This window comes from Gallaecimonas xiamenensis 3-C-1, assembly GCF_000299915.1.
Taxonomy (GTDB): Bacteria; Pseudomonadota; Gammaproteobacteria; order Enterobacterales; family Gallaecimonadaceae; genus Gallaecimonas; species Gallaecimonas xiamenensis.
The window spans coordinates 98915-125095 of sequence record NZ_AMRI01000005.1 but is presented as its reverse complement, the minus strand read 5'-3'; the positions used below and the strand labels follow the sequence as shown (position 1 = coordinate 125095).

General features: G+C 59.2%; 18 protein-coding genes. 5 read left to right on the top strand and 13 right to left on the bottom strand.

The window, feature by feature from the left end; genetic code table 11:
* Positions 1-106 precede the first annotated feature (106 nt).
* From truA to fabB, 5 genes are all read right to left on the bottom strand, one after another.
* Positions 107-901, bottom strand: coding sequence for a tRNA pseudouridine(38-40) synthase TruA (truA, locus tag B3C1_RS05015; protein WP_008483345.1), 795 nt, complete (start codon positions 899-901; stop codon positions 107-109).
* 83 nt (positions 902-984) lie between these two features.
* Positions 985-4068, bottom strand: a complete 3084-nt coding sequence (locus tag B3C1_RS05010) for a FimV/HubP family polar landmark protein (protein ID WP_008483343.1) — start codon at positions 4066-4068, stop codon at positions 985-987.
* A gap of 116 nt (positions 4069-4184) precedes the next feature.
* Positions 4185-5195: an aspartate-semialdehyde dehydrogenase gene (locus B3C1_RS05005; RefSeq protein ID WP_008483342.1), complete on the bottom strand. Its 1011-nt coding sequence runs from the start codon at positions 5193-5195 to the stop codon at positions 4185-4187.
* A gap of 7 nt (positions 5196-5202) precedes the next feature.
* A complete protein-coding gene (locus B3C1_RS05000; protein ID WP_008483341.1) occupies positions 5203-6279 on the bottom strand; it encodes a 4-phosphoerythronate dehydrogenase in 1077 nt (358 codons plus the stop codon).
* Positions 6280-6341: 62 nt separating this feature from the next.
* Positions 6342-7556, bottom strand: coding sequence for a beta-ketoacyl-ACP synthase I (gene fabB / locus B3C1_RS04995; protein WP_008483340.1), 1215 nt, complete (start codon positions 7554-7556; stop codon positions 6342-6344).
* 124 nt (positions 7557-7680) lie between these two features.
* On the opposite strand from fabB, the gene mnmC reads away from it, so the two are divergent.
* Positions 7681-9579 carry a bifunctional tRNA (5-methylaminomethyl-2-thiouridine)(34)-methyltransferase MnmC2/FAD-dependent 5-carboxymethylaminomethyl-2-thiouridine(34) oxidoreductase MnmC1 gene (gene mnmC / locus B3C1_RS04990; RefSeq protein ID WP_035481192.1) on the top strand — a complete coding sequence of 633 codons (1899 nt, stop codon included), beginning with the start codon at positions 7681-7683 and terminating at the stop codon, positions 9577-9579.
* A 116-nt stretch (positions 9580-9695) separates the two neighbouring features.
* Here mnmC and B3C1_RS04985 read toward each other — a convergent pair whose 3' ends face one another.
* The 5 genes from B3C1_RS04985 to prmB are packed head-to-tail and all read right to left on the bottom strand — an operon-like array spanning position 9696 to position 13620.
* Positions 9696-9965: a YfcL family protein gene (locus B3C1_RS04985; RefSeq protein WP_008483338.1), complete on the bottom strand. Its 270-nt coding sequence runs from the start codon at positions 9963-9965 to the stop codon at positions 9696-9698.
* Between the two features lies 1 nt (position 9966).
* Positions 9967-11076, bottom strand: coding sequence for an ATP-NAD kinase family protein (locus tag B3C1_RS04980; protein WP_008483337.1), 1110 nt, complete (start codon positions 11074-11076; stop codon positions 9967-9969).
* On the bottom strand, positions 11073-11609 hold the full coding sequence (locus tag B3C1_RS04975) for an elongation factor P hydroxylase (RefSeq protein ID WP_008483335.1): 537 nt from the start codon (positions 11607-11609) through the stop codon (positions 11073-11075). The genes B3C1_RS04980 and B3C1_RS04975 overlap by 4 nt, the downstream gene beginning before the upstream one ends.
* A 5-nt stretch (positions 11610-11614) precedes the next feature.
* Positions 11615-12679, bottom strand: a complete 1065-nt coding sequence (gene aroC / locus B3C1_RS04970; protein WP_008483333.1) for a chorismate synthase — start codon at positions 12677-12679, stop codon at positions 11615-11617.
* A 2-nt stretch (positions 12680-12681) separates the two neighbouring features.
* Positions 12682-13620, bottom strand: a complete 939-nt coding sequence (gene prmB / locus B3C1_RS04965; RefSeq protein WP_008483331.1) for a 50S ribosomal protein L3 N(5)-glutamine methyltransferase — start codon at positions 13618-13620, stop codon at positions 12682-12684.
* Between the two features lie 50 nt (positions 13621-13670).
* Here prmB and smrB point away from each other — a divergent pair, with 50 nt between their 5' ends.
* Complete coding sequence (gene smrB, locus B3C1_RS04960) at positions 13671-14189, top strand: endonuclease SmrB (RefSeq protein WP_008483330.1); 519 nt, start codon at positions 13671-13673, stop codon at positions 14187-14189.
* Here the strand turns inward: smrB and sixA are convergent.
* Positions 14178-14636, bottom strand: coding sequence for a phosphohistidine phosphatase SixA (sixA, locus tag B3C1_RS04955; protein WP_008483329.1), 459 nt, complete (start codon positions 14634-14636; stop codon positions 14178-14180). The two genes, smrB and sixA, sit on opposite strands and share 12 nt — an antisense overlap.
* Before the next feature lie 109 nt (positions 14637-14745).
* On the opposite strand from sixA, the gene B3C1_RS04950 reads away from it, so the two are divergent.
* The 3 genes from B3C1_RS04950 (at position 14746) to B3C1_RS20105 (ending at position 22213) form a co-directional block, all read left to right on the top strand.
* Complete coding sequence (locus tag B3C1_RS04950; protein ID WP_008483328.1) at positions 14746-17520, top strand: insulinase family protein; 2775 nt, start codon at positions 14746-14748, stop codon at positions 17518-17520.
* A complete protein-coding gene (locus B3C1_RS04945) occupies positions 17487-21998 on the top strand; it encodes an EAL domain-containing protein (protein ID WP_156804453.1) in 4512 nt (1503 codons plus the stop codon). Before B3C1_RS04950 ends, B3C1_RS04945 begins: the two co-directional genes overlap by 34 nt.
* A gap of 77 nt (positions 21999-22075) precedes the next feature.
* Positions 22076-22213, top strand: coding sequence for a hypothetical protein (locus B3C1_RS20105; RefSeq protein WP_156804452.1), 138 nt, complete (start codon positions 22076-22078; stop codon positions 22211-22213).
* 439 nt (positions 22214-22652) lie between these two features.
* Here the strand turns inward: B3C1_RS20105 and fadJ are convergent, their stop codons facing one another.
* Together fadJ and fadI are read right to left on the bottom strand one after the other, a co-directional pair.
* Complete coding sequence (gene fadJ / locus B3C1_RS04935; protein WP_008483324.1) at positions 22653-24806, bottom strand: fatty acid oxidation complex subunit alpha FadJ; 2154 nt, start codon at positions 24804-24806, stop codon at positions 22653-22655.
* Positions 24806-26119, bottom strand: coding sequence for an acetyl-CoA C-acyltransferase FadI (gene fadI, locus B3C1_RS04930; RefSeq protein ID WP_008483322.1), 1314 nt, complete (start codon positions 26117-26119; stop codon positions 24806-24808). Before fadI ends, fadJ begins: the two co-directional genes overlap by 1 nt.
* Positions 26120-26181 lie beyond the last annotated feature (62 nt).

Below are 26181 nucleotides of genomic sequence, written 5' to 3'. Positions count from 1 at the left end.
GACACCTGTGAGAGCTACTGAAATGGCGCCTTCCCAGGCGCCATTGAAACCTTACTACTCATGGCATTAAAGCATAGATAGCCAAGGGGCTTACAGCAAAAACTGGTCAGCTGAGGGGGTCTGGCAGGAACAGGGGGCCCGGCTGCGGTTGCGGCAACCCGAAGTGATCCGGGTAAGTCACCGCTACCAGGTAAAGGCCGTTGGACGGTGCCGTCGCCGGTGCCAGGCTCCTGTCCCTAAGGGCCAGCAGTTCGGCCACCGCCGTCTCGGGCAGCTCCCCGTCCCCGACCTTTAGAAGGGTGCCGACAATATTGCGCACCATATGGTGCAAGAAGGCATTGGCCTGGATGTCCACCACCACATAGTGGTTAAAGCGCCCCACCGACACCGCCATCACGTTGCGAAAGGGAGTATTGGATTGGCATTGCACGGCACGGAAACTGGAAAAGTCCTGCTCCCCCAGCAACGCCTGGGCAGCCCTGTGCATTGCCTTTTCGTCCAAGGGCCTGTGGTAGTGGGTGACCCCCTGGCGCAGCAAGCCGGGCCGGTAGGGCTGGTTGACGATGATATAGCGGTAGCGGCGGGCGGTTGCGGAGAAACGGGCATGGAAGTCCTCGCTAACCGGCATGGCCCAGCGCACGGCGATGTCATCCGGCAGGTTGGAGTTAAGACCCAGGGTCCAGGCCCCTTCCCCGCGAATGGCCTGGGTGTCGAAATGCACCACCTGGCCGGTGCCGTGGACACCGGCGTCGGTACGCCCGGCACAGAAGATCTCGACAGGCTCGTTGGCCACCTTGCTGATGGCCGCTTCCAACTGGGCCTGCACGCTGTCCACTTCCTGCTGGCGTTGCCAGCCGAAATAGCGGCTACCGTCGTATTCGATGCCAAGGGCGATACGCATCAATCTGTCTCTACTGTATTCGGGGCGGGCATTATAGCCGCAAAAGAAAAGCGGTGGCATGGCCACCGCTTTTTGGGGATTGGTCAGCCTAGGCGACCAAGGAGTTTGATGGCTTCGGCCTTTTCATCGACGCTGCCTTTGGCCTGGACCTCGTCCAGCAGCTCCCTGGCCGAGTCCAGGTCGTCTATTTCCATGTAGGCGCGGGCCAGGTCCAGCTTGGAACCCATCTGGGAGTCGTCCTCTTCATCCCCTTTGCCTACCAGATCCTCATAGCCTTTCATGTCCAGGGCCAGAGACCACTCGCCGTAGGGATCTTCTTCGCTGAGGTCACTGTCAGCGTCCTTCATCAACTCATCGATGTCGATAAAGTCCTCTTTGCCGGCCTTGGGGGCCTGCCAATCCAGGCCTTCCCCTTCCAACGCCACAGGATTGTTGTCAAAGGCAATGCTGTCGACCTTGGGTGCTTCCCAATTAAGAGTGTTCTCAGCATCCCACTTTTGTCCAGGAATCTGGCCTTCTTCCTGCTCCAGCAGCGAGTCCTCGTCAAGGTTGTCCAGCGACAACTCGTTCTGGTCCTCGTAACCGGCAATTTCGGCCAGCAGATCATCGTTGGCCAGTTCGGCGTCCTCATCCAGCTCCAGGATGTCGTCGTCCAGGTCCAGTTCTGTCTCGTTCACCGAGGCATTCACCTCTTGAGGGGCCTTATCCAGGTCGTCGAAGTTAAAATCCTCGTCCAGCTCCGGCAGAGACAACAGATCCTCGTCTTCCTCTGCGGTGTCGTCGGCCAGCGCCTGGCCATCCTCTTTGCTCATCCCCGCCAACAGGGCATCTGCCGCTGCCACATTGAAGTCGTTGAAGTCCGCCAGTTCGCTTTCCTCAAAGGCCAGCTCATCGTCTTCTGCCTGCTCCAGGTCGTTTCCGGCCGGCTCAGTGGCGGCAAAAGTCGGGATATCGTCATCTTCAGGCGCCATGGCCGCAGGCTGCTCATCCAAGGCATCGAAGGCCGGCAAGTCATCTTCCTGGGGCAAGTCGGCCAGCTGCGGCTCGGCTTCGGCCGGGGCCTCTTCCTCAGCAAAGGCGCTCTCTTCCGCTAGCGGCGGGACCGTTGCCTGGGTCGGCTCCACAGCAACTGGAACTTCCTCTTCAAAGTCCGGCAGCTCAGACAGCAACGGCTCCTCAGCCGTCTCCTCAGAGGCCAGATCTTCTGCCACAGGCTCGGCAACGGCCTCGGCTACCGCCGCTGAGGTGCTGGCCTGGAGATCGTCTTTGGCATCATCTGCGGCTTGCTGTACCACAGCGGCAGCCAGGAAGGCATCGTCATCTTGCTCTGGCAGCTGCAGACTCTCATCGTCGAAGGCCTGGTTGGCTTCGGCAACCGAAGGCGCCTGTGGCTCGGCCACAGGTTCGGCAGCGTCTTCCTCGCTGAGCAGAGCTTCGACTTCTGAGATGGACGCGTCCAGGGCGGCATCCAGATCGTCTGCCGGGGTCTCCTCCGGTTGGTCTTCCAGGATCTCTTCTGCCTCGCTCATCCGCTGCTGCGTGGTCTGCTCTTCCAGTACCACCCAATCGTCCAGATCGCTTTCTTCATCGAGGCGGATGGCAAAATCATCTTCTTCGAAGAACTCTTCCTGCTCGGCAGTTGGGGGGGCTTCTGCCGCAGGCAGTTCTTCTTCCTCATCGGGCAATGACGCCAGCATGTCGTCAAGAGAGGCGTCAGCCAGGGGGTCGTCCTGAATGTCGTCCTCATCGGCCAGGGCAGCACCCGCAGCCCCGGCAGCAAGGGCAGCCGCCGCAGCGCCATCCAGATTGTCCATGCCGTCGTCGGCGCTCTCGTCCTTGTTGACGATACGAGAGGCAAAGCTGCGCTCTTCGCTCACTTCTTCCTTGTTGCGGCCACGCCACCAGCGCAGGCCCAGCAACAACAGCAGCAGGCCGGGAATGGCGCCCAGCAGGGCCAGGCCCCAGGTGGTATTGAGCAGCTGACCGAAGAAGTCCCCTTCTTCCTTACTGGCCTGGGGCTGGTTGAGCTTGGCGTTTTGGCTGGCGATCACCTGGCGCAGCTCTTCTTGGAGCTTGACCTCATCGGCCAGTTGTTGCTGCAGGCTGGCCAACTCTTCCATTACCTGGTTGATGCGGCTCTTCAGGCGCTGATTCTCCGCCAGCACTTCTTCCAGATTGTCGGTGCTGGAGGACAGCTCCTTACGCAGCTGCGCCATTTCTTCGGCGTGGCGCTGGGCTTGTTCGTTGAGCTTCTGCTGCAACAGGGATTCGTCCACCTTGGGCCCGTTGCTGCTGGCCTTGACCACAGCCGGTGCGCTGGTGCTGGTCTTGGGCTTTTCCGCGACCTTGGGCTGGGCCACAGAGCGGCTGACCTGAGGGCTGTCGTTTTGGGTCAGGCGCGACGCCGTGACGGTAGTGCCACTGACAAAACGGCGACGGGCTTCATCCGGGTCCACCGCCTGGACTTCGGCCAGGGTCGGCACCCGCAGGATGGAACCTTTGACCATGCGGTTGATGTCGCCGTCCAGAAAGGCTTCGGGATTCTTGCGCTGGATGGCGATCATGGTCTGATAGACGGAGACGCTGCGGTCAGGGCGCAGGCCGTTGGCCAGGCTCCACAGGGTATCGCTGGGAGAGATGGGGCCGTAGAAATCGCTCTTGCCGGTATGGCCGGAGGCCAAGTCGGTAGCCGTGGTCTTGGCCGGGCTGTTAACCGTAACTTTGGGCTTGGCGGCCGCTGCCGGGGCAGCGCTACGGTTTTCCTGAGGCAGGGCCGACAGATCGCTGCTGGGCTTATCGTCCAACAGCAAGTCGTAATCGTTGGTAACCCGGCCGCTGGGCAAGCCGGCAATATCCACCTGGAGAGAGACAAAAGGCGCCGAGACATTGTCGGCGGAGGAGAGCACCAGGTAGCGACGGCCTTTTTCGGTGACGATATCGTCAACCTTGACCTGGACCTTCTGGCCCAGGGGTTCGAACGCCTGGCGGGCCGACAGATCGATACGGATCTTGGTCGGGTCCAGGGCGTCGGGGCCAACCAATTCCAGCTTGGCGGCAAAGGGTTGGTTGATAGCAGAGCTGACCTTCAGCTCCCCGAGTTCCAATGCAAGCGCCTGGCTACTGACACCAGTAGCCAGGACCAAGGCAGCGATCCTTGAAAGTTTCATGCCGATCCCCAGGACTCCTTGTGAGTCCTTTCATTGTAATTGTCAAACGAAGCTATCATAAACAAGGCTGTAACAGTGCGCCAATAACAAAAAACCGCCCTGTAGGGCGGTTTTGCCTAGCGGTAGTTGGCTAGCCAATGCTCAGCGATTTGCACGCTGTTGGTGGCTGCCCCCTTACGGACGTTGTCGGCCACCACCCAGAGGTTGAGTCCATGGGGGTGACTGAAGTCCGCCCTCACCCGGCTGACGAAGACGCTGTCGCTGCCAGAGGCATGAGTCACCTGGGTTGGGTAGTCGCTGTCTTCAACCAGCTCGATACCGGGCGCCTGGGCCAGCAGCGCCTTGACTTCATTGACGTCAACCGGCTGATGGGCTTCCAGGTGCACCGCTTCAGCATGGCCGTAGAAAGCCGGTACCCTTACACAGGTGGCGTTCACAGCAACACTGTCGTCCCCCAGAATTTTCTGGGTTTCCCAGTGCATCTTCATCTCTTCTTTGGTGAAGCCGTTATCTTGGAAGACGTCAATTTGCGGCAAACAGTTAAATGCAATTTGCTTGGGGAACTTGCTGGGCTCGGCGGGACGGCCGCTCAGCACGTCGGCGGTCTGCTTGGCCAGCTCTTCCATGGCGCTGCGCCCGGCACCGGAGGTGGCCTGGTAAGTGGCCACATTGATGCGGCTGATGCCGTAGCGGTCATGAATGGGCTTGAGGGCCACCAGCATCTGGATGGTAGAGCAGTTGGGGTTGGCAATGATGTTGCGGTTGCGATAATCGGCAATGGCTTCGGGGTTCACTTCCGGCACCACCAGCGGCACTTCCGGCTGGTAGCGGAACTCGGAAGTATTGTCGATCACCAATACCCCGGCATCGGCGGCAATGGGCGCCCAGTGGCGAGACACGCTGCCACCGGCGGAGAAGAAGGCCAGCTCGACCTTGGACCAGTCAAACTGCTCCACGTCCTCGATAATCAGGCTCTTGCCTTTGAATTGACGGGTTTGGCCAGCAGAGCGGCTGGAGGCCAGCAAAAAGAGTTCCCCTACCGGAAAGTCGCGCTCTTCCAGCAGCTCCAGCAGGGTGTCACCGACGGCGCCAGAGGCGCCCAGGATTGCCACGTTGATTGTCATCATTACCTCGTCAATGTGACGCCAGGTCCCAAAGCCTGGCGCCGTCTTCCAAAGATCCTGCCTTGAGGCTGCCCCATTCCCTCCTTTTGGGGTAACTGCGGCGCAGCTCATCGAATGTGCGGCCGGCCTTGAGGCCGGCCCTGAACCAGGCGTCGTCATCCCGGATATCAAACACCAGGTTGCCAAGGCGCCTAACGGCCAGCTCAATGCCGCTGATGCTTTCCACCGGCGCCCTTGGCAGCTGGTCTTCAAAGCGCCCCTGGGGCACCTGCCCTAGCTTCTGGCACAGGGCTTCATAAAGCATCCAGGTGCCTCGGCGCTTGCCTTCTATGCTGTGGCCGGCAATGTGCGGCGTCAGCCACAGCCCCAGGTCCAACAGTCGCCGGTCAAAATCCGGCTCGGTTGCAAAGACGTCCAGCACCGCCTGCCCGGCCCCGGCTTCAAGCCAGGCCAGCAGGGCGGCGTTATCCACCACGCTGCCACGGCAACTGTTGATCAGCAGCGCCCCTGGTTTCATGGCGGCCAATTCGGTTGCCCCAATCATATGGCGCGTGCCCTGGCCGCCAGGTACATGCAAGGTCAGCACGTCCACCTGGGGCAGCATCTGGGCCAGGGTGATAAAACCCGGCTCGCCCTTTGGCGGATCGCAGCACAGCACCTTAACACCCAGCACATTTAGCCGTCTAGACAGCCGAGAGCCAATATTTCCGACGCCGACAATGCCGACGGTCAAGGCCGGCAGGTCCCGGCCAGTCATCGTCTGCCAGTTCAGTACCGCCGACAGCACATAGTCGGCTACGGCGTCGGCATTGCAGCCAGGGGCGGCAGTCCAAAAAAGACCTTTTTCTTCAATGGCTTTAATGTCGAGATGGTCGGTGCCTATGGTGGCGGAGCCGATAAAGCGCAACTTGGGCGCCTGGGTCAGCAGGGCGGCGTCGACCTGGGTCACCGAGCGTACCAGCAAAACCTCGGCCTGGGCCAGCTGCGCTGGCGTCGGTTGGCGGCCTTCGAAACGTTGCAGTGTTCCCAGAGGGGCAAAGAGATCGTCGACCAGGGGCATCAGGCCGTCGGCAAGGATATTGAGCATGGTGCAGGCACAAAAAAACCGGTTTGGGGTGAGTCTACCCCAAACCGGCCTTTTTAGAAGCCTTAGCCCTGGTAGCGTTTCATCACCAGGGAGGCGTTGGTGCCGCCAAAGCCGAAGCTGTTGGACATCACCACATTCAGTTTGGCGTCGGTGGCGGCGCGAATAACCGGCATGCCGTCCGCTTTCTCGTCGAGGTTCTCGATGTTGACCGACGGGGCGATAAAGCCGTGCTCCATCATCAGCAGCGAGTAAATGGCCTCGTGCACACCGGCAGCGCCCAGGGCGTGGCCAGTCATGGCCTTGGTGGCGGAGATGGCCGGTACCTTGTCACCAAAGAGGGTGCGGATGGCTTCCAGCTCTTTGACGTCGCCCACCGGGGTGGAGGTGCCGTGGGTGTTGATGTAGTCGATAGCGCCGTCCACACCCTGCATGGCCATCTGCATGCAGCGCAGGGCGCCTTCACCGCTGGGGGCGACCATGTCGTAACCGTCGGAGGTGGCGCCGTAGCCAACAATCTCGGCGTAAATCTTGGCGCCGCGAGCCAGGGCGTGTTCCAGCTCTTCCACCACCACCATGCCGCCGCCACCGGAAATAACGAAACCGTCACGGTCCGCATCATAGGTGCGGGAGGCCTTTTCCGGGCTGTCGTTGTACTTGGTAGACAGGGCGCCCATGGCGTCGAACATCATCGCCAGGGTCCAATCCACTTCTTCACCGCCGCCGGCAAAGACCATGTCCTGCTTGCCCAACTGGATAAGCTCGGCAGCATGGCCGATACAGTGGGCAGAGGTGGAGCAGGCGGAGCTGATGGAGTAGTTCACGCCCTTGATTTTAAAAGGGGTGGCCAGGCAGGCAGAAACGGTGGACGACATGGTGCGCGGCACCATGTAGGGGCCGACGCGCTTGACGCCTTTTTCGCGCAGGGTGTCGATGGCCAGGCTCTGGTTCTTGCTGGAGGCGCCGCCGGAGCCGGCAACGATACCGGTACGAATATTGGACACCTGCTCCTCAGAAAGGCCCGCGTCCGCGATAGCTTGCTCCATGGCAATGTAGGCATAACCGGCGGCTTCACCCATAAAGCGGATGGCTTTACGGTCGATGTGCTCGCTGATATCCAGCTTCACATCACCCCAAACCTGGGACCGCAGCCCCTGTTCTACGAACTGCTGGGAATGGGAGATACCGCTCTTACCGGCTTTCAGGGACGCCAGCACTTCCTCTGCGTTGTTGCCGATGCTGGATACCACACCCAGACCGGTGATCACGACGCGTTTCATCATGCCTCACTTAATTCAGTTGCATTAACCCTATGGTACGCAAAGGGACAAACCCAAGTGGTCGGCTTTCCCCATGGTCCAGTACCCAGGTCAAGGGTAGAATACGCCACCCTAAGCAGCGGGGATGACAACAATGCGACAGGCCAGCATACATTTCAATGAACAGGGCACGCCGGTGGCCCAAGACTTTGACGACGTTTACTTTTCCAACGCCTCTGGCCTTGAAGAAAGCCGCTTCGTATTTTTGCACAATAATGGCCTGCCCCAGCGTTTTAGCGATCACCAAGGGGCCTTTGTTATCGCCGAAACCGGCTTTGGCACCGGCCTTAACTTCCTGGCCGCCTGGCAGGCTTTTAATGCGCAGGCCGGCCCCAAGGCCCGGCTGCACTTTATCTCCACCGAGAAATTCCCCCTAAGCCGCAGCGATTTAACCGCTGCCCTTAGCGCCTGGCCAGAACTTGCCGCGTTCTCGGAGCAGCTTATCGAGCAATACCCCGACGCCGTCGAAGGCTGCCATCGCCTGCTGTTTGGCAAGGTCACCCTGGACTTGTGGCTGGGGGACATTAAAGATCTGCTGCCAAGCTGGCAGCGCCCCCAAGGGGGCCTGGTAGACGCCTGGTTTTTAGACGGCTTTGCCCCCGCCAAAAACCCCGAAATGTGGCAGCAAAGCCTGTTTGACGCCATGGCCAAGCTTGCCAAACCCGGCGGCACCTTTGCCACCTTTACCGCCGCCGGCTTTGTGCGCCGGGGCCTAAATGCCGCCGGCTTCGCCGCCAACAAGGTGCCGGGCTTTGGCACCAAAAGGGAGATGCTGGCAGGGTGCCTGGCAGCGCCCAGCGCCCAGCCTGCGGCCACCATTTATCAAAGGCGCCCAGCGAAGAAGCTTGGCAAGGTGGCCATTGTCGGCGCTGGCCTTGCCGGCGCCGCCTGTGCCTGGCAGCTAAGGCGCCGGGGCATCGAAGCCACCCTTTTTTGTAAAGACAATCTGGCCGCCGTCGGCGCCTCAGGTAACCCTCAAGGGGCGCTCTACCCGCTGTTAAACATCGACCAAGACGCCGTCAGCCAGCTTTTTGCCAGCGCCTTTGGCTACAGCCGCCGCATTGCCGTTGAAAGCGGCATTCCCCAAGGCCTCAACGGTCTGCTGCAACTGGCGCTGGACGACAAGCTCAAGGCCCGCTACCCACGCCTGGCCGAGGGCTATCCGGCCCTTTGCCGCTATGTGGACGATGTGGAGGCCAGCGCTCTGGCCGGGGTGTCCCTGCCCTACCCTGGCCTTTACTTTGAAAAAGCGGGCTGGCTGAAACCGCCGGCGTTGGTGGACTGGCTGCTGGCCGGCAGCAAGGTACAGTTTGATGTGGAGGTCACCGGCTTTAGCCAAAGTGCCGAGGGTTGGCAGCTTTTGGCAGGCGACGCCGTGCTGGGCACTTTCGATAATCTTATTCTTGCCGCCGGCCCCGGCAATATCACCCTTGCCGAAAAGCTGCCGCTTACCGCCGTGCGCGGGCAAATCAGCCAAGTCAAAGCCGACGGCCAGTTGGCCAGCCTTAATACCGTGCTGTGCCACAACGGTTATATGACGCCGCCCGAGGCTGGGGCCCTGTGTATCGGCGCCAGCTTTGTACGCCAAGACCTCGACATCGCGGTGCGGGAGGAAGAGCACCAAGAGAATATCGCCAAGATGAAGGCCAGCTTCCCGGGTGCCGATTGGCTGCCGGAAGGAATCGTCGGCGGTAATGCCGGCACCCGGGTGGTGCTGCGGGACCACCTGCCGGTAGTGGGCGCCCTGCCCGATCCGGCCGGTTTTGAGGGCAAGAGTGAGAACGAGATGGCGGCTACCGAATATGAAGGGGTGTGGCTACTGGGCGGCCTTGGCGCCCGGGGCGTCACCTCGGGGCTGTTGTGCGCCGATGTGCTGGTGTCGCAAATGCTGGCTGAACCGCTGCCGCTGCCTAACGCAGTGCTGGATGCGCTGATGCCCAACCGGTTTTGGGTTCGCAGGCTTAAGAAGGGCCTTTCTATCTAAACTCAAGGGCCCAGCGAGGGACGCCAATAAAACCCAAAAGGCCCGGGTTAGTGCAGTGCAGACCTGCGCCAAACCCGGGCCTTTTTAACGCCATATTGGCAAGCGCAGTAGCGCCTTTACTGGCTGACCCGCTCCCAAAGGCCCACTACCAGCGCCTGATCCTGAGGGTTCAGCTCGCCCGCTTCGATGGCTTTATTAAGGCTGGCCTTGACCCGCACTTTAAGCTCTGCCACTTGCGGCTCGGTCTCTTCCAGCTCGTATTGGCCAGCCGAAAGGCTAACGTGGCCTTGCAGGTAGCCACTGGCGAACAGATCGTCGTCGCTGCCGGTTACTACCAAATCGTCCAGTTGGGTTTGGATATTGTCTAGAAACTGCTGGTAAGCCATATCAGTCCGTCGGGTTAGCGGCCCGGTACATAACGCTGTCCCGGTAGCCGGTAATGATGGGGTAAATACCGGTGAGCTCTCGGTCTAGCGCCGCGTCGCCGGTATCGATGATCAGGGGGCGCCCGTCCAGGGCTTGCAATTTACGCTTGGTGGCCACCACCAGGATGTTGTCACGGCCTATGGCGCGAATAACCCTGGGGCTCAGCTGCTGGTTGCCGCGGCCAAAAAGATGGCCCTGGCCACCAATCAGGGTGATCACCAGCTTGGTGCCGGGAATGATAGCCTCAAAGAGCTGCGCTTCGGTGAGATCGCTTTCTAAAAGCTGCTCGTTCTCGATAAGGTCGACCCCCAGCAGGGTGTTAGCAAGGCCCAGCTCTTCCATGATAAAGGCCACAGTGCTGCCCGAGCCCATCACAAAGCGCTGGCCCAGCTCCATGCGGCTGATAACCTCGCTGGCAATATCATGCAGCACCAGTTCGTCCGATTCCTTGCCGCCCTGCTTGACCGCCTGCACGTAGCGCAAGGAGCTGGGAATGCGCATCTCGCCAAAGCGCTTGGCGCGCACCACCCCTTGGCGAAACTGGCTCTCGTCGATGTCCATGACATCGGCGTCCACCAGGCTCAACAGCTCGCCCCGGTGCAAGGAAGCAATCAGCTCCCCGGCCGCCTTGGGGGTAACGGCGTAAACCCCAGAATGGATTTTACAGCCGGCGGGGACTCCCAGCACCGGCAGGGTTTCTTCCACGACGGCGCAGATATCCCGGGCGGTGCCGTCGCCGCCGGCAAACAGCAGCAGCTCAACGTGCTTATCCAGCAGCGCCTTGGCGGCAGCTTTGGAGTCTTCGGCAGAGGTGTCCTTTGGCGCCTGGTAGGCCACCTCAAAGCGAAAGCCCATCTCTTGAAGGAGATCGGCGCCCATCTCCCCGGAGGCGGTGATAAAAGACAGCTTATCTTTTACCGCCAGTAAGGGTTCCAAGGCAGTGCGGGTACGGTTATTGGCCTGTTTGACGGCACCACGGGCCAAGGCTTCTTCAACGACACCGTCGCTGCCCTTAAGGGCGACACTGCCACCAACCCCGGCCACCGGGTTGATGATAAGACCAAGCTTCATAGCGCCTCCGGCAAAGGAAAATCCGCCGCCACCGGCGGCTTTTGCCCGTAAAACTTGGCAAGAGCCGCCATAAAGTGGGCGGCGCGAGGGGGAAAACCTTCGGCAAGATAGCGCAGTACCTGACCGTGGACCTTGTGCTGAAAGCCAGCCCGGTCCGGCTCGGCGCTGCCGCTTAGGTTGTCGGTGCTGACGTTAAAGCGAAAACCCGCCGCCGCACACAGGCCCCATTCGATAGCCTGAGGTTTGACTTCGACGGCTTCAAAGGCCTTTTGCTGGGCGTCATCGCGGCCGTCCGGGCAGTACCAGTAGCCGTAATCCACCTGTTGGCGGCGCTGCTCCCCGGCCAGGCACCAATGGGCGATTTCATGAAGGCCAGAAGCGTAGTAGCCGTGTGCAAACACCACCCGGTGATGGGGGTTGTCGCTGTCTGCCGGCAGGTAAATGGGCTCGTCGTCGCCCCTGACCAGCACAGTGTTGTGGCTGGCCAGGAAGCAATCGTTAAAGAGCATGATGAGGTCAGAGTATCGGTGCATACGGCTTAAATGCGTCCGGTTTGCCCTCGGTGGCGCAGCCAATGGTCCATCAAGGTCAACGCCAGCATGGCTTCGGCGATGGGGACAGCGCGAATGCCCACACAAGGGTCGTGGCGGCCTTTGGTCACCACCTCCACGGCGTTGCCGTCGACATCGATGCTGCGCCCCGGCACCTTGATGCTGGAGGTGGGCTTGAGAGCGATATTGACACTGATGCTCTGGCCAGTACTGATACCGCCCAAAATGCCGCCGGCGTGGTTGGTGAGAAAGCCCTCTTCCGGGGTGATCTCGTCGCGGTGCTCGGAGCCGCGTTGGCGGGCCGCTTCGAAGCCGTCGCCAATTTCCACGCCCTTGACGGCGTTGATGCACATCATCGCCTTGGCGATATCGGCATCGAGGCGGTCAAACACCGGCTCGCCGAGGCCCACCGGTACGCCGCTGGCTTCGACCATGATCTTGGCACCAACCGAATCCCCTTCTTTTTTGATGGCCCGCAGCAGCTCGTCCAAATCGTCCAGTTTGTCTGGGTTACCGCAGAAAAAGGGGTTTTGCTCCACTTGGCTCCAGTCGGTAACCGGGCAGTCCACCTCGCCCATGGCCACCAGGGCGCCGCGGATGGTCACGCCAAATTGCGCCAGCCATTTTTTGGCGATAGCGCCGGCGGCCACCCGCATGGCGGTTTCGCGGGCGCTGGAACGGCCACCGCCGCGATAATCGCGCAGGCCGTACTTGTGGTGATAGCCATAGTCGGCATGGCCGGGGCGGAACTGGCGGGCTATTTCGGAGTAATCCTGAGAGCGCTGATCGGTGTTTTCAATCAGCAGGCCAATGGGGGTACCTGTGGTTTTGCCCTCAAAGGTGCCGGAGAGAATCTTGACCTGATCCGGTTCCTGGCGCGGCGTGGTGTAACGGGAGGTGCCAGGGCGGCGACGGTCCAGATCGTGCTGCAGATCCGCCTCGGTCAGCTCAAGCCCAGGGGGGCAGCCGTCAACAATGGCGCCCAGGGCCAGGCCGTGACTTTCGCCAAAGGTGGTAACGGTAAAGATGGTGCCAAAGGTGTTGCCGGCCATGGTTAATCCTTATAGAGGCTGAACAGGTCAGCGTGCTGGTCCAGATCTTCCTTGGTAATAAGGAATACGCCACTGCCGCCGCGCTCGAACTCCAGCCAAACGATGGGCAGCTCGGGGTACTGGTGGTTCATGTGCACTTCGCTGTTGCCCACTTCGCAAATCAAAATGCCGCCCTCTTTGAGGTGCTTGCCGGCATTGGCGAGGATACGGTTTACCAACTTGAGGCCATCGGTGCCGGCGGCCAGGGCCACGGCGGGCTCGTGGTGGTATTCACCGGGCAAGTCCGACATGTCTTCGGCGTCAACATAAGGGGGGTTGGTAACGATAAGGTCGTACTTTTCACCCTCGGGAATGGCGCGGAACAGATCCGAGTGAATAGGGGTGACCTGGTGCAACATGCCGTGTTCTTCGATGTTGCGCTCGGCTACCGCCAGGGCGTCTTTGGACAGATCGGTGATGTCCACTTCCGCTTCGGGGAAGTAATGGGCGCAAGCAATGCCAATGCAGCCGGAGCCGGTGCAAAGGTCGAGAATACGGGTGACGTCGCGGCCGTCCAGCCAAGGCGAGAAGCGCTGCTCAATCAGCTCGCCGATGGGGGAGCGGGGAATAAGCACCCGCTCGTCCACGTAAAAGGGCATATGGCAGAACCAGGACTGGCTGGTGATGTAAGGCACCGGCTTGCGCTCCTGGATACGCACCATGATGCGCTCGACGATACGTTGGCGCTCTGACACGGTCAGGCGGGCATGGCGGGTATCGTTGTCGATGTCGATGGGCAGATAGAGGGTGGCCAGGACCAGGGCTACGGCTTCATCCCAGGGATTGTCGGTGCCATGGCCGTAATAGATGTTGGCGGCGCTAAAGCGGCTGACGGCCCAACGGATCATGTCCTGGATACTGTGAAGCTCTGCAACGGCTTCATCTAAGAAAATCTTGTCCAACTCTGCCTCCCATTTCAGCCCAGCACCGCGCTGGGCTACACTATGGCCCCATGAAAAAGACCCCCATCGATAACGACGATTTGGCCCTTTTCCGTGACGCCATGGCCGACACCCGGCCGATGGCGCAGGATACCATAGGCCATGAGCGCCCGCGACGCCCCAAGCGCCGCCAATTAGCCGATCAAAAGACCGCCCGGGAGGCGAGTTTTTACTTTTCCGACAGCTACCAGCCCCACTTCGGTGAGAACTGGCCCAATTACGTGCGGGAAGGGGTGTCGGCTGGGGAACTGAAAAAGTTGCGCCGGGGCGATTATGCCCCGGAGATGACCCTGGACCTGCACGGTATGACCCGCGAAAGCGCCAAGCTCGAATTGGTGGCGTTAATTGACCGGGCCATCAAAGATCAGGTGTTTTGCCTGTGCATCATGCATGGCATCGGCACAGGCGCACTGAAAAAGCAGGTACCCAGTTGGCTGGCGCAGCACCCCAAGGTGCTGGCGATACAGTCGGCCCCCAGGGAATACGGGGGCCAGGGGGCATTGCTGATACTGGTGGACTCAGTCCACTGAGGAGAGTTGGCGAAGGCTCACTTTGGCCTTGCCGTCTTCGATGTCGATGACCACGATTTGCGCCGTGGCAAAGGCCATGGGCACTTCGCCGGGCACTAGTTTTTCCACCAGGTAAGAGACCAGCGGCATGTGGGAAACGATAAGCAGCCGCTCGATTTCCGGCGACGCCGCCACCAGATCGGCCACAGCACCGGCATTGCCGTCGGGAGTCAGTTCAGGGAGAACCAGACGCTTAGGATGGGCATCCAGAGCACGCAGGGTCTGCTCGGCAGTCTGCTGGGCACGCAGGTAAGTGCTCACCCAAAGGGCATCGGGCGTCCAGCCCAGGCTTTTCAGCCACTGGCCCTGCGCCTGGGCCTGCTGCTGACCCAGGGCGGTCAGGCGGCGCTCGGCGTCGTGGGTTATCTGCGGTTCGGCCTCGCCGTGCCGCATTACCAGGATCTGCATCTGTCATCTCCATACAAAACTGGTCGCGCAGTGTACAGAAAGCCGTCGGCGTTTCCAATCTTGCCAAGGACGGTCATAATGAAGATTCGTCCTGACCACAGGGGCCACCGTGCATAAAAGTCCTTTTGATCACCGTACTTACCGACACATCACCTTGGCCAACGGCCTGCCGGTACTGGTGGTGGAGGACCCCAAGAGCCACAAGGCGGCGGCCGCTGCCGCTGTGCGGGTGGGCCACTTTTTCGACCCGCCCCACCGGGAGGGCTTGGCTCACTTTGTGGAACATTTGTTGTTCCTGGGTACTAATACGCACCCGGGCACCGGCGAGTATCAGAATTTTATTCAGAGCGCCGGCGGCAACCACAACGCCTGGACAGGGACAGAGCAGTCCAGCTATTTCTTCGATATTCCGCCGCAGCAGTTTGCCGAGGCCCTATGGCGCTTTTCCCGCTTTTTTGTCTGCCCTTTGCTGTCCAGTGAAGCGGTGGATAAGGAGCGCCATGCCATCGAAGCCGAATATCGCCTGAAATTGCAGGACGACACCCGCCGCCTCTACCAGGTGCACAAGGCGGTGGTGAACCCCGAGCATCCCTTTAGCAAGTTCTCGGTGGGCAACCTCGAAACCCTGTCCGGCGACCCAGAAGCCTTGGCCGCAGAGGCCAGGACCCTCTTTGAACATCACTACCACGCCGGCAATATGACCCTGGTGCTCTACGGACCACAATCGGTGGCCGAGCTTTCGTCCTGGGCCCACAGTTATTTTTCCGATATCCGCCGGGGCGATAAGGTGCCGGCCTTTTGGGAAGGTACCCGCCTCTACCAGAACCTGCCCTTCCAGGTGTCAGCCAAGCCTTTGAAAGACCAGCGGCGCCTGGCGGTGAACTTCCCGCTGCCGTCGGTGCAGAGCGAATACCGGCAAAAGCCCCTGACCTTTATCAGCCACCTGCTGGGCCACGAGGGCCAGGGCAGCCTGCTGGCCTACCTCAAAGAACGCCAATGGGTTGAGGCCCTGTCCGCTGGCGGCGGCATCAGCGGTAGCGGTTTTCGCGAATACACAGTACAGTTTTTACTTACTCCCCAAGGAGAAGCCCACCAGGCCGAGATCGTCGAGGCCCTCTTTGCCCAGTTGGCCCTGATCCGCACCCAGGGCCTGGAAAGTTGGCGTTTTTCTGAACGCCAACAACTGGCAGAGCAATCCTTTCGGTTGATGGAAGTCACGGAGCCCATGGATTACGCCAGCCACCTGGCGGTTAATCTGCTGCAATTTCCGCCTGACGATGTGCTTTACGGCGATTTTGTGATGACTGGCTTCAGCCCGGAGCGGCTGCACTATTGGCTAGACTTCCTGACCCCGGACAACCTGCGCCTGGCCCTGGTGTCTCCGGATGTAGAAGGGGAAGCAGAGGCGCCCTGGTACCACACCCCCTTTCTGACCAGGCCCATCAGCAAGGAATGGCTGGCCCGCTGGCATGCCCCCAGGGTGTTTGGCGAGCTGCGCCTACCCTCCCCCAATCCCTTTTTGGGCCAGCCCCCAGAGCCGGCCCCCCTGGGCCGGGTGCAAAATCGTCCCGAGCCGGTCAAAAGCGGGCCCCACTTACGGCTATGGCACTGGCAGGACCCGGATTTCAGGCTGCCCAAAGGGCACTTGTACCTAGCCATGGAAAGCCCCCATGCCATGGAAACCCCGCGCCATATAGCCCTGACCCGGCTCTGGCTGGACATGGTGTCAGAATCGTTGACAGGCGAGCTTTATGACGCCGAGCTGGCTGGTCTTAGCTGGCAGCTCTATCCCCAGCAGGCCGGTATCACCCTGCAGCTGGGGGGCATTTTGGGGCGCCAGCATCGCTTGTTTAGTCATATCACCCAGCGCCTTCTGGACGAGCCGCCCCCCAAAGGGGTGATGGAAATGTGCCGAAAGGCCCTTATTCGCCAATACCAGTCACTGAAACAACAAAAGCCGGTGCAGCAGTTGCTGGCGGAATTGACCCGGCTTTTACAACCGTCCCATCCTGGCTATGCCCGGCTGGCAGCCGAGATGCAGCAACTCAGTTACGACGATCTGGTGGCACACCAGCAGGAGGTCACCAGCTCGTTGTTCGTGGAAGGCCTGGTCCACGGCAGTGCCCCCATCGACGAGGTGTACCCCTGGCTTGAGGAAGTGACCAACAGGGCCAAGGGCCAGGAGCCGGTGCGCCGGGTGCTGCGCCTGGAACACAGGGGGCCATTGCTGCGTACCCATGGCGTGGACCACCCGGACTCGGCGCTGCTGGTGTTCTACCAGGGCCGCCACGCGTCTCCCAAGGAACATGCCTTTTTCATGCTGGCCCAGCAGCTGATGAGCGCCACCTTCTTCGACGAGCTGCGCAACAAGCAGCAACTGGGCTACATGCTGGGGGTCAGTTTCTTCCCCATGCAACGGCTGCCAGGTTTGCTGTTCTACGTGCAAAGCCCGGTGGCCGGCCCGGTGCAGCTGCTGGACGCCATCGACGATTTTATCGCCGACTTTTCGCTGTTACTGCTGGGGCTGAGTGACCAGCAATGGCAGGCCACCAAGGCGGTGTTGCTGCACCAGTTGGCCCAGCCCGACGCCACCTTGGCCGATCGCAGCGCCAGGCTCTGGAACGCCGTTGGCCAGGGTGACTTGACCTTCGACTGGCGCCAACGCCTGAGCCGCGCCATTCACGGTTTCAACCGTACTCAACTGATCCGGATGATGGTCAAGCGGCTGCGAAACCGCTCGGCCGACCGGCTACTGCTGGCCTCGGTGGGCCACCAGCATCGGCATCTTGAAGCGCTGGATAACCTTCGACTTATTACCGACGTAGAGCTCTTTAAAACCCAGTTGCCTCAGTGCCGCTGGCCGCCGGAGCCCTTCCGTTCTTAACGCCGGGAAAGGAGAGGATTGGCCGGTGGTCGTGGACCTTGATCCGGTGGTGCGCCTGCTGCCGGGAAGGATGGGCTAACACCAGGGTAGCGCCTGGTGGAACAGCCCCTCCCCCCCTCTCATGGCGTGCCTTTGACAGTGCTAGATGCCTAAGTTATAAGGATATATTGATTCTCATCCGCCCCTTTCCAGGTAGCCAGATGTGGCCCAGAAACCCCAAAATTAAAGGGCAGCCTTGGCTGTGGCTGTTTTGTCTCTTGTCCTTCTCGACCTGGGCCCAACTTCCCGAGCAACCACAGTTTTACCAATACCAGGTGTTGGACAAGGAAGCCGGTTTACCACAGCTGACCGCCCTGGACATGGTTACAGATCACAAGGGCTTCACCTGGATAGCCACCACCAGCGGCCTGTCCCGCTTCGATGGCCGCAGCCTGGTCAACTTCCTGCCCGGCAGCGACAAATTCCCCGCCAAATCCGGCTTTATCCGCAACCTTTTCAACGATAGCCACAACAACTTATGGGTAGGCACCCAGAATGGGTTGTTGGTAAAAAAATGGCCGGCCTCGGCATTTTCACGGCTCGACAGCTTCGATGACAAAGTCATATGGTCTGTCAATGAACTGGGGGACGGCACCATTTTGGTGGGTGCCCAGGACGGGCTTTATGAAGTTAACCCCGCATCATTCAAAGTTGAAGACCAAGTAAGCATCAGCAACGTTAAACAAGTCATGCCTTACCAGGGCGGATTCTTGGTAGCCACCTATGACAAGGGATTGCTGTCACTTAACAGAGCCTTTGAAAAAACCGGTGAAGAGCTCCGTTTCGGCCTGAATATCAACAAGGTGGCTAACGTTGGCAATAGCGTCTATGTCGCTTCCGAGCTTGGTTTCTTTGATTTCAAAAAACCAAGTCAGCCACTTTTCAAAGCGCCAACCTACGATTTCCGACATGACGGCAGCCAATTCAAGCTGGCTACCGAAGAGGGACTCATCCAATTAAATGGCCAAGACAAGCCAACCTTTTTTTTCAAAGGCAAGTCATGGACCTTTGTAGAAGACAACAAGTCGCTCCTGCTGGGAACCCATTCCAACGGCGTCATTATTTTCAAGAAAAACCCATCGGCACTTACCAACCAGACCCTACCCTCCAGTTCATCTAGCACTTACGTCAAATTCATTGCGCACTCGGGCAAGGACGTATTACTGATTGACAACAAGGCCAATGCTTATATCTATAACGGTGAGACGATCAAGCCCCTCGCCCTCGACGATGGCAAGGTGAACTATCTTTTTGACAGTGCCAATGGCTACCTCATTTTGACGTCCAATGGCTTGGTGGTACAAAACAGAGGCCAGACGCAGACAATTGTTTCTGACATTGCATTCAACTCGGCCATTTATCAGGAAAACTGGATTCTTAGCGATAGAAACCACAATTATTACCACTTGGAGGCCGGCCATATCATCAGGGATGGCGGCTTTACCAGTTGTAACCCCGGTTTCACCAATCATCTTTACAAGTTCAAAGGTGTCCAGTATTTGGCAGGGGACAACGGGCTCTGCCAAAAAGAACTCTCTTCAGGAAAAGAAGTCAAGGTCGTTGATACTTGGACAAAAAAGGTTGTCGAGTATAAGAACAGGCTCTATGCACTTCTTAAAGATGGCAGGATCATCGACATTGCCAGCGGCGAAGTTCTCCAACTGCCGTTAAAGCCCAGCGAGGAAATTTACTCTGGCGGCACTGTGGCTGTAGCCAGTGGCGAACGCTTTGTCACCCTGACTTCGTCCGGTTTTAAGGTATTCGATGTTCAGGGTGATTTGCTCCACCTTGGCATCGTTGCCAGTTTTGATAGCCGATACAACATTCTTGATGAATATGCCTCTACTGCCTTCATGATCTCCCCCAGCGGCACCCTTTATCTCGGAGGTATAGGCGGTATTACGCTAGTCGGTGTGGGTTCGGTGCCTCACGACAGTCCAAGCGGGGATATTACGGTATCAGGAGTGAACCTGTTTGGTGACGAACGAAATGATTTATTGGGTGAACTGCTTAAGACGCACTCACTGACATTGGAGTACCACCAGTATCCATTATTCTTGGATTTGTCATTGCTCAACAGCGAGTTTCCAGACAGAGCCAGCTTTCAATACAAGGTATCCAGTTACGATGACAGATGGTACGACCTGGACAACTCCAATCGCCTGGCACTGAGCAAGTTGGACTCGGGGACCCATAAGATCACCTTTCGGGCCATAGATGGTGGCAGAGTCGTTGCTCAAAGCCAGGGCATTAATCTGGTGATACTGCCCCCCTGGTGGCGAAGCAATGGTGCTATTTTCGTCTACATCTGCATTGTCTTCTTTATTGCCCTGCATATATTGTCCATAGTCCGCACCCGGCGGCGCCAGCATGCCCGCATAGTGGAAAGCGAAGAAAGATTGAAACTGGCCCTCTGGGGGAGCGGTGACGAGCTTTGGGACTGGGATATCGAGAACGGCAACATCTATCGATCCAATATCTGGGACACCCTGCTACTGCCGGATGACGGTGTCCGTACCGCAGACAACAAGAACAATATTTACCCCAAGGATCTGGCCAGGGTGAAATCAACCCTCAATGCCTGCTTCTCTGGAGAGCAGGACGAATTTGAAATCGCCTACAGGGTCAAAGGTAAGGAAGACGATTGGGTCTGGATCCTCGATAGGGGCCGGGTGGTGGAATACAACGACAGGGGCGCCCCTGTCCGCATGACCGGCACCATCAAGAACATTTCCAAGCTCAAGAAGACCGAAGAAAAGCTCAAACTGCTGGCCCAGTCATTCCGCAATATTTCCGACGCCATCTGTATTACCTCGCCGGATTTCATTATCCAGGATATCAATGATTCCTTTACCCGGGTCACCGGCACCAGCCGCCAGGATGCCATCGGCAAGCCGTGGAACTTCTCGCTCTACAACGAACGTTTCATGGAGCAGATCAAACAGGCCCTGGAAAAATCCGGCCGCTGGCACGACGAGCTGGAAGCCAGGCGCAACAGTGGCGAGATCTACCCTATCGAGATCACCATAGACAGGGTCATGGATGACGAGAAGGACTCTTTCCATTTCGTGGCCGTCTTCTCCGACATTTCCGAGCGTAAGGAAAAAGAGCGGGAGCTTGAACGCCTGACCAACACCGACCCCTTGACCGGCCTGCCCAACCGCAGCTTCTTTATGAGTACCTTGCATGGCCTGGTGCGCAAGAAGCAGCCTTGTGCCCTGATGGTGCTGGATCTTAATAACTTCAAGCAGGTAAACGATTCCCTCGGCCACCAATACGGCGATCAGCTACTTTTGGAAGTGGCAGACCGCCTGCAGTACGTGATGGGTCAGGAACATACCCTTTATCGCCTAGGGGGAGACGAATTTGCCATAGTGGTGGACAGCCAGGCCAAGCTCGACGACATCACCCGTTTGTCTGCCGCCCTGCATCGCCAGTTGATGGCCCCCTTCTACCTCCACGGCGAAGAAATCAACGTCACCTGCGCCATTGGCGCCGTCCTCTATCCCGATGACGGTGACAACCCGGAGAACCTGCTGCGTAATGCCGACGCCGCCATGTACCACGCCAAGCACGTTGGTGGCGATATCTGCCAGTTCTTCTCCACCACCATGAATGAGCAGGCCCATGCCCGCCTCGCCCTGGAGAACCGGGTACGTAAGGCCCTGCGGGAAAACCTGTTCGAGGTCTTCTACCAGCCCAAAGCCGACACCTACTCAGGACAGTGCAAGGGCGCCGAGGCCCTTTTACGGCTGCCGGACGGCAGAGGTGGCTATATTTCCCCGGCCGACTTTATTCCCATCGCCGAAGAAAGCGGCTTGATTGTCGACTTGGGTAACTGGGTGATGCATGCCACCTGCCGTCAGGTCTGCAAATGGTATGATCAAGGCCTCTTCCCCGGCCGCATCGCCATCAACCTGTCGCCACGACAATTCCGCCAGCAGGATCTGGTGGCCCGAATCGACGAAGTCCTGGAGACCTGTGGCCTGCCTCCCCACCTGTTGGAGCTGGAGCTGACCGAGGGCGCCATGATGGAAGATCCCATCAGGGCCATCGCCGTGATGGAAAGGCTGAGGGAGCGGGGTATTACCCTGGCCATGGACGACTTCGGTACCGGTTATTCTTCCCTGTCCCACCTGCGCCAATTTCCCGTCACCAGCGTCAAAATTGACCGCTCCTTCGTCAAAGACTTGACGGTAGATACCAGTGCCAGGAGCCTCACGGCAGCCATTATTTCCCTGGCCAAGAATATGGAACTGCAGGTGGTAGCCGAAGGGGTAGAAACTGAAGAGCAATTGACGGCTCTCAAACAGCTCAACTGTCCTATCAGCCAGGGATATCTGTTTGGTAAACCCATGCCAGCCATGGATTTTGAGCAATTATTGCTGAAAAGAGGGGGAAAACTCGGCCCGGCAGATGTTGTCAGTTTGAAACGTTAAATGATCGAGGGTGTTGGCACAGTGCTTGCTCTTCATTAACGGCAAGACACTACTTACACTCACTGAGGATAATAATCATGTTTAACGCTTCTCTGCTGGCCATTCTGCTCAACTTCTTCAATCCTACCCCGACCACCCAGATCGAAGATCAGGTAGGTCTGTCCCCCACCTCCGCATCCGCGCAGGTAATGATTGAAGACCAAGTAGGCCTGTAATCATGATCACCCTTCTGAAAACCTGGCTGGGACGCCGCCCTAAGCGGTCCCACCGGCTGCCTGAGGGGTTGGAGACACTGTCTATAAGAGTGACCCCGGCTCAAAGGTGGTGGTCCTGACGTGAAAAAGGCGCCTGATGGCGCCTTTTCTTATGCCCGGAATAAAATGCCGGAGTAACCACAAACCTGACGCCACCAGAGTCGCTTTCTGGCTTGCAGCATGGGCCAGGCAAAGGGACCAGTCACCAGGCCAACCAGAGCCCAATAACGGGGTCTGATACCGCCCTTGAGGGCTTCAATGTAAAACAGCAGGGAAAAGGCAGGGAAAAACAACGGCAACAACAACCAGGACATAGGGCACCTCTACAGCTAGCCCCGTACTTTACCATGATGACGAATTTATGACCAAAAAAAGGGGAGCCCGAGCTCCCCTTTTTTACTCAGTCATTGTAAAAATGACCGCCGTCTTCGGCCATCTTCACCAGCAATGGGCTGGGAGCAAAGCGCTCCCCGTGCTGGGCCTTGAGGGCCTCAAGCTTGGCCACTACCGCTTTGGCGCCCAACTTGTCCATGTAGCGGAAAGGCCCGCCCAGGAAGGGAGGAAAACCGATACCGAAAATGGCGCCGATATCGCCGTCGCGGGCACTTTGAATGATGCCCTCATCCAGGCAGCGTGCCGCCTCGTTGAGCATCTGCAGCAAGGTGCGCTCGGCAATGGCATCCAGGTCCAACCTACCGGCAGGGCTGATGCCCAGCACCCGGTACACAGACTCGTCCACCGGCTTTTTCGGCAGCTTTTTCAGCGGATTCCAAGACTTGGGCAGATCCTTGTAAAGATAGAAACCCTTCTGGGATTTCTTGCCCTTACGGCCGTCGGCCAGCAGCTTGTCAAAGGCCGCCGGTGCTTGGAAGCGCTCGCCCAGTTCTTTTTCCAGGATGGGGGCAATTTTGGCACCCACATCGATACCCACCTCGTCCAGCAAGGTCATGGGACCCACCGGCATGCCGAAGGCGGTCAGGGCCTTGTCCAGTTTTTCAACCGGCTCCCCTTCCATCAGCAGGTAGGCTGCTTCGTTCATGTACAGACCCAGGATACGGTTGACATAGAAACCGGCGCCGTCTTTGACCACGATAGGGGTCTTGCCCTGGCGGCGGGCAAAGGCCACTGTGGTGGCGATGGTCTGGGGCGAGGTCTTGTCGTGGGCAATGATCTCGGCCAGGGGCATCTTGTCCACCGGCGAGAAGTAATGCAGGCCGATGACGTTTTCAGGGCGCTGGGCGGCCTCGGCTATCTGGCCTATGGGCAGAGACGAAGTGTTGGAGGCGAAGATGGTCTCGGGGCCGCAGTGGGTCTCGATGTCCTTGACCATCTGATGCTTGAGGGCCAAGTCTTCAAACACCGCTTCGACGACGATATCCACGTCATGGAAGCCCCGGTACTGGGTGTCGCCGGTCAGCATCATCATCTGCTTTTGTGCCTGGCTCTTACGCAGGTGGCGGCGCTTAACCTTCTTCATCAACAGGTCGTAGCTGTATTTGAAGGCATGGCTGATGCCCTGCTCGCCAATGTCCTTGATACGCACAGGCACGCCGGCCTTGGTCACGGTGACGTTGGCAATGCCGCCACCCATCAGGCCGCCACCCAAAACCGCCGCCTTGGCGACTTTCCTGGGAGTCACGCCCTCGGCGCCGGTTTCCTTCTTCATCTGAGTGGTTGCGAAGAAAAGGCCGCGCAGCTGCTTGCTCTCTGGCGTTTTTACCAGTTCGCCGAAGTACTTGGCTTCAACCGCCAGGCCTGCGTCCATGCCGTCGGTCATACCGACCCGCACGCATTCGAGGATCTTAAGTGGCGCCGGGTAATGACCACCGGTCTTTTTCAGCACGGTTTTACGGGCCTGGTCGAAGACGATGTTGCGGCCAACGCCATTGTCTTCCAACAGCTTGTCCTTAAAGCCCAGTTTGACACCGTCGCGCAGGGGCTTGCCTTTCTTGGCAAGGCCGATGGCCACGTCCAGCAGGATGCTTTGGGGCACCACTTCGTCCACCAGGCCGGCCTTTTTGGCCTGGGCAGGGCGCAGCTGTTTGCCGGTCAGCATCATGTCCAAGGCTTTCTGAATGCCCACCAGGCGCGGCAGGCGTTGGGTGCCGCCGGACCCCGGCAGCAGGCCCAGCTGCACTTCCGGCAGGCCAAGAGCGGTCTTGTCCCAATCGGAGGCAACCCGACCGTGGCAAGCCATGGCCAGCTCCAGGCCACCGCCAAGGCAGGGGCCATGGATGGCGGCGATAAGCGGCACCTTGAGGCTTTCCAGCTCGGCGCAGATGGCATGGCCGGCCTTGGACAGGGCTTCGGCGTCCTGGCTGCTCTCACATTTATCCAGCATGCCGATATCGGCGCCAGCAATGAAGGAACCTTGTTTGCCGGACACCAGAACCAGGCCTTTTACCGCCGGATCGTGACGGATGTCGGCAAGAATGGCACGGATCTCCTCGGCAAAGGCGGCCTTGAGGGTGTTCATGGACTCGCCGGGCACATCCATGGTGATGATGCCGATACCGTCCTCGCGCAGGGCGAAGCTAAAAGTCTTGTCGGTCATTATTCGGCCTCCAGGATCATGGCAGCGCCCAGGCCGCCGGCGGCGCAGGCAGTGGTAAGGCCCAGGCCGCCACCGCGACGCTTAAGCTCGCGCAGGGTCTGGGTGATCATGCGGGTGCCGGTGGCGGCAAAGGGGTGGCCATAGGCGATGGAGCCACCCAGCACATTGAACTTGTCCATGTCGATTTCCCCTGTGGCCTTGTCGCGGCCCAGTTTTTCCTTGGCGAACTTGTCCGAGGCGAACATTTTGACGTTGGCCAGGGTCTGGGCGGCAAAGGCTTCGTGCATGTCGATAAGGGTCAGGTCTGCCAGGCTGATGCCGGCGCGGTCCAGGGCCAGGGGGGTGGCGTAGGACGGGCCCATCAGCATGTCTTCCCAGACGTCGATGGCGCTGAAGGCATAGGAGCGGATATAGCCCAAAGGCTCGTAGCCCAGCTCTTTGGCACGGCCTTCACGCATCAGGATGATGGCAGAAGCGCCGTCGGTAAGGGGGGTAGCGTTGGCGGCGGTAACGGAGCCGAACTTGCGATCAAAGACCGGCTTGAGCTTGGCGTAGCTGGCCACGTCGGAGTTTTCGCGGACGTTGTTGTCCTTGTCCAAAAAGCCTTTGTAAGGCTCGGCATGGGCCACCATCACTTCGTCGCGCAGCAGGCCGTCGGCCCAGGCCTTGGCGGCCAGGCTGTGGGAGCGGTGGGCCAGTTCGTCCTGGGCGACGCGGCTGATGCCGTGGCTCTTGGCCATCTGTTCGGCGGTGTCACCCATGGACAGACCGGTGCTGTACTCGGCCACTGCCGGCGGTACCGGTAGCAGATCCTTGAGGCCCAGGCGGCGGAAAATGGCAAAGCGCTGGCCCAGGGTCTTGGCCTTGGTCAAATCCACCAGGGCGCGGGCCAGGTTCTTGGATACCCCGACCGGCAATACGGAGGAGGAGTCGGCGCCGCCGGCGATACCGATATCGATGGTGCCGGACAGGATGGACTCCACCACGTTGGCGGTGGACTGGAAAGAGGTGGCACAGGCACGGGACACGCTGTAGGCGTCGGTGTGCACGTTCATGCCGGTGCCCAGCACGATTTCACGGGCGATGTTGGGGGCTTCGGGCATCTGTACCACCTGGCCAAACACCAGTTGGTCCACCAGCTTGGGGTCCAGTTCGGCGCGGGTCAGCAGTTCGTTGACCACCATCTTGCCCATATCCAGGGCGGGTACGCCGTGGTAGTAGGTGGCTTGGCGGGCAAATGGCGTACGCAGGCCGGCAACGACAGCGATACGCTCACCGTTGGCGGTTTTGAGGTTTTGTTGTTTGGCCGTCATCCCTTTCCTCTCTGTTGTGATGGGCGCCTCTGTGCGGCAGAGGTCTGACCTGTGAGTCCGAT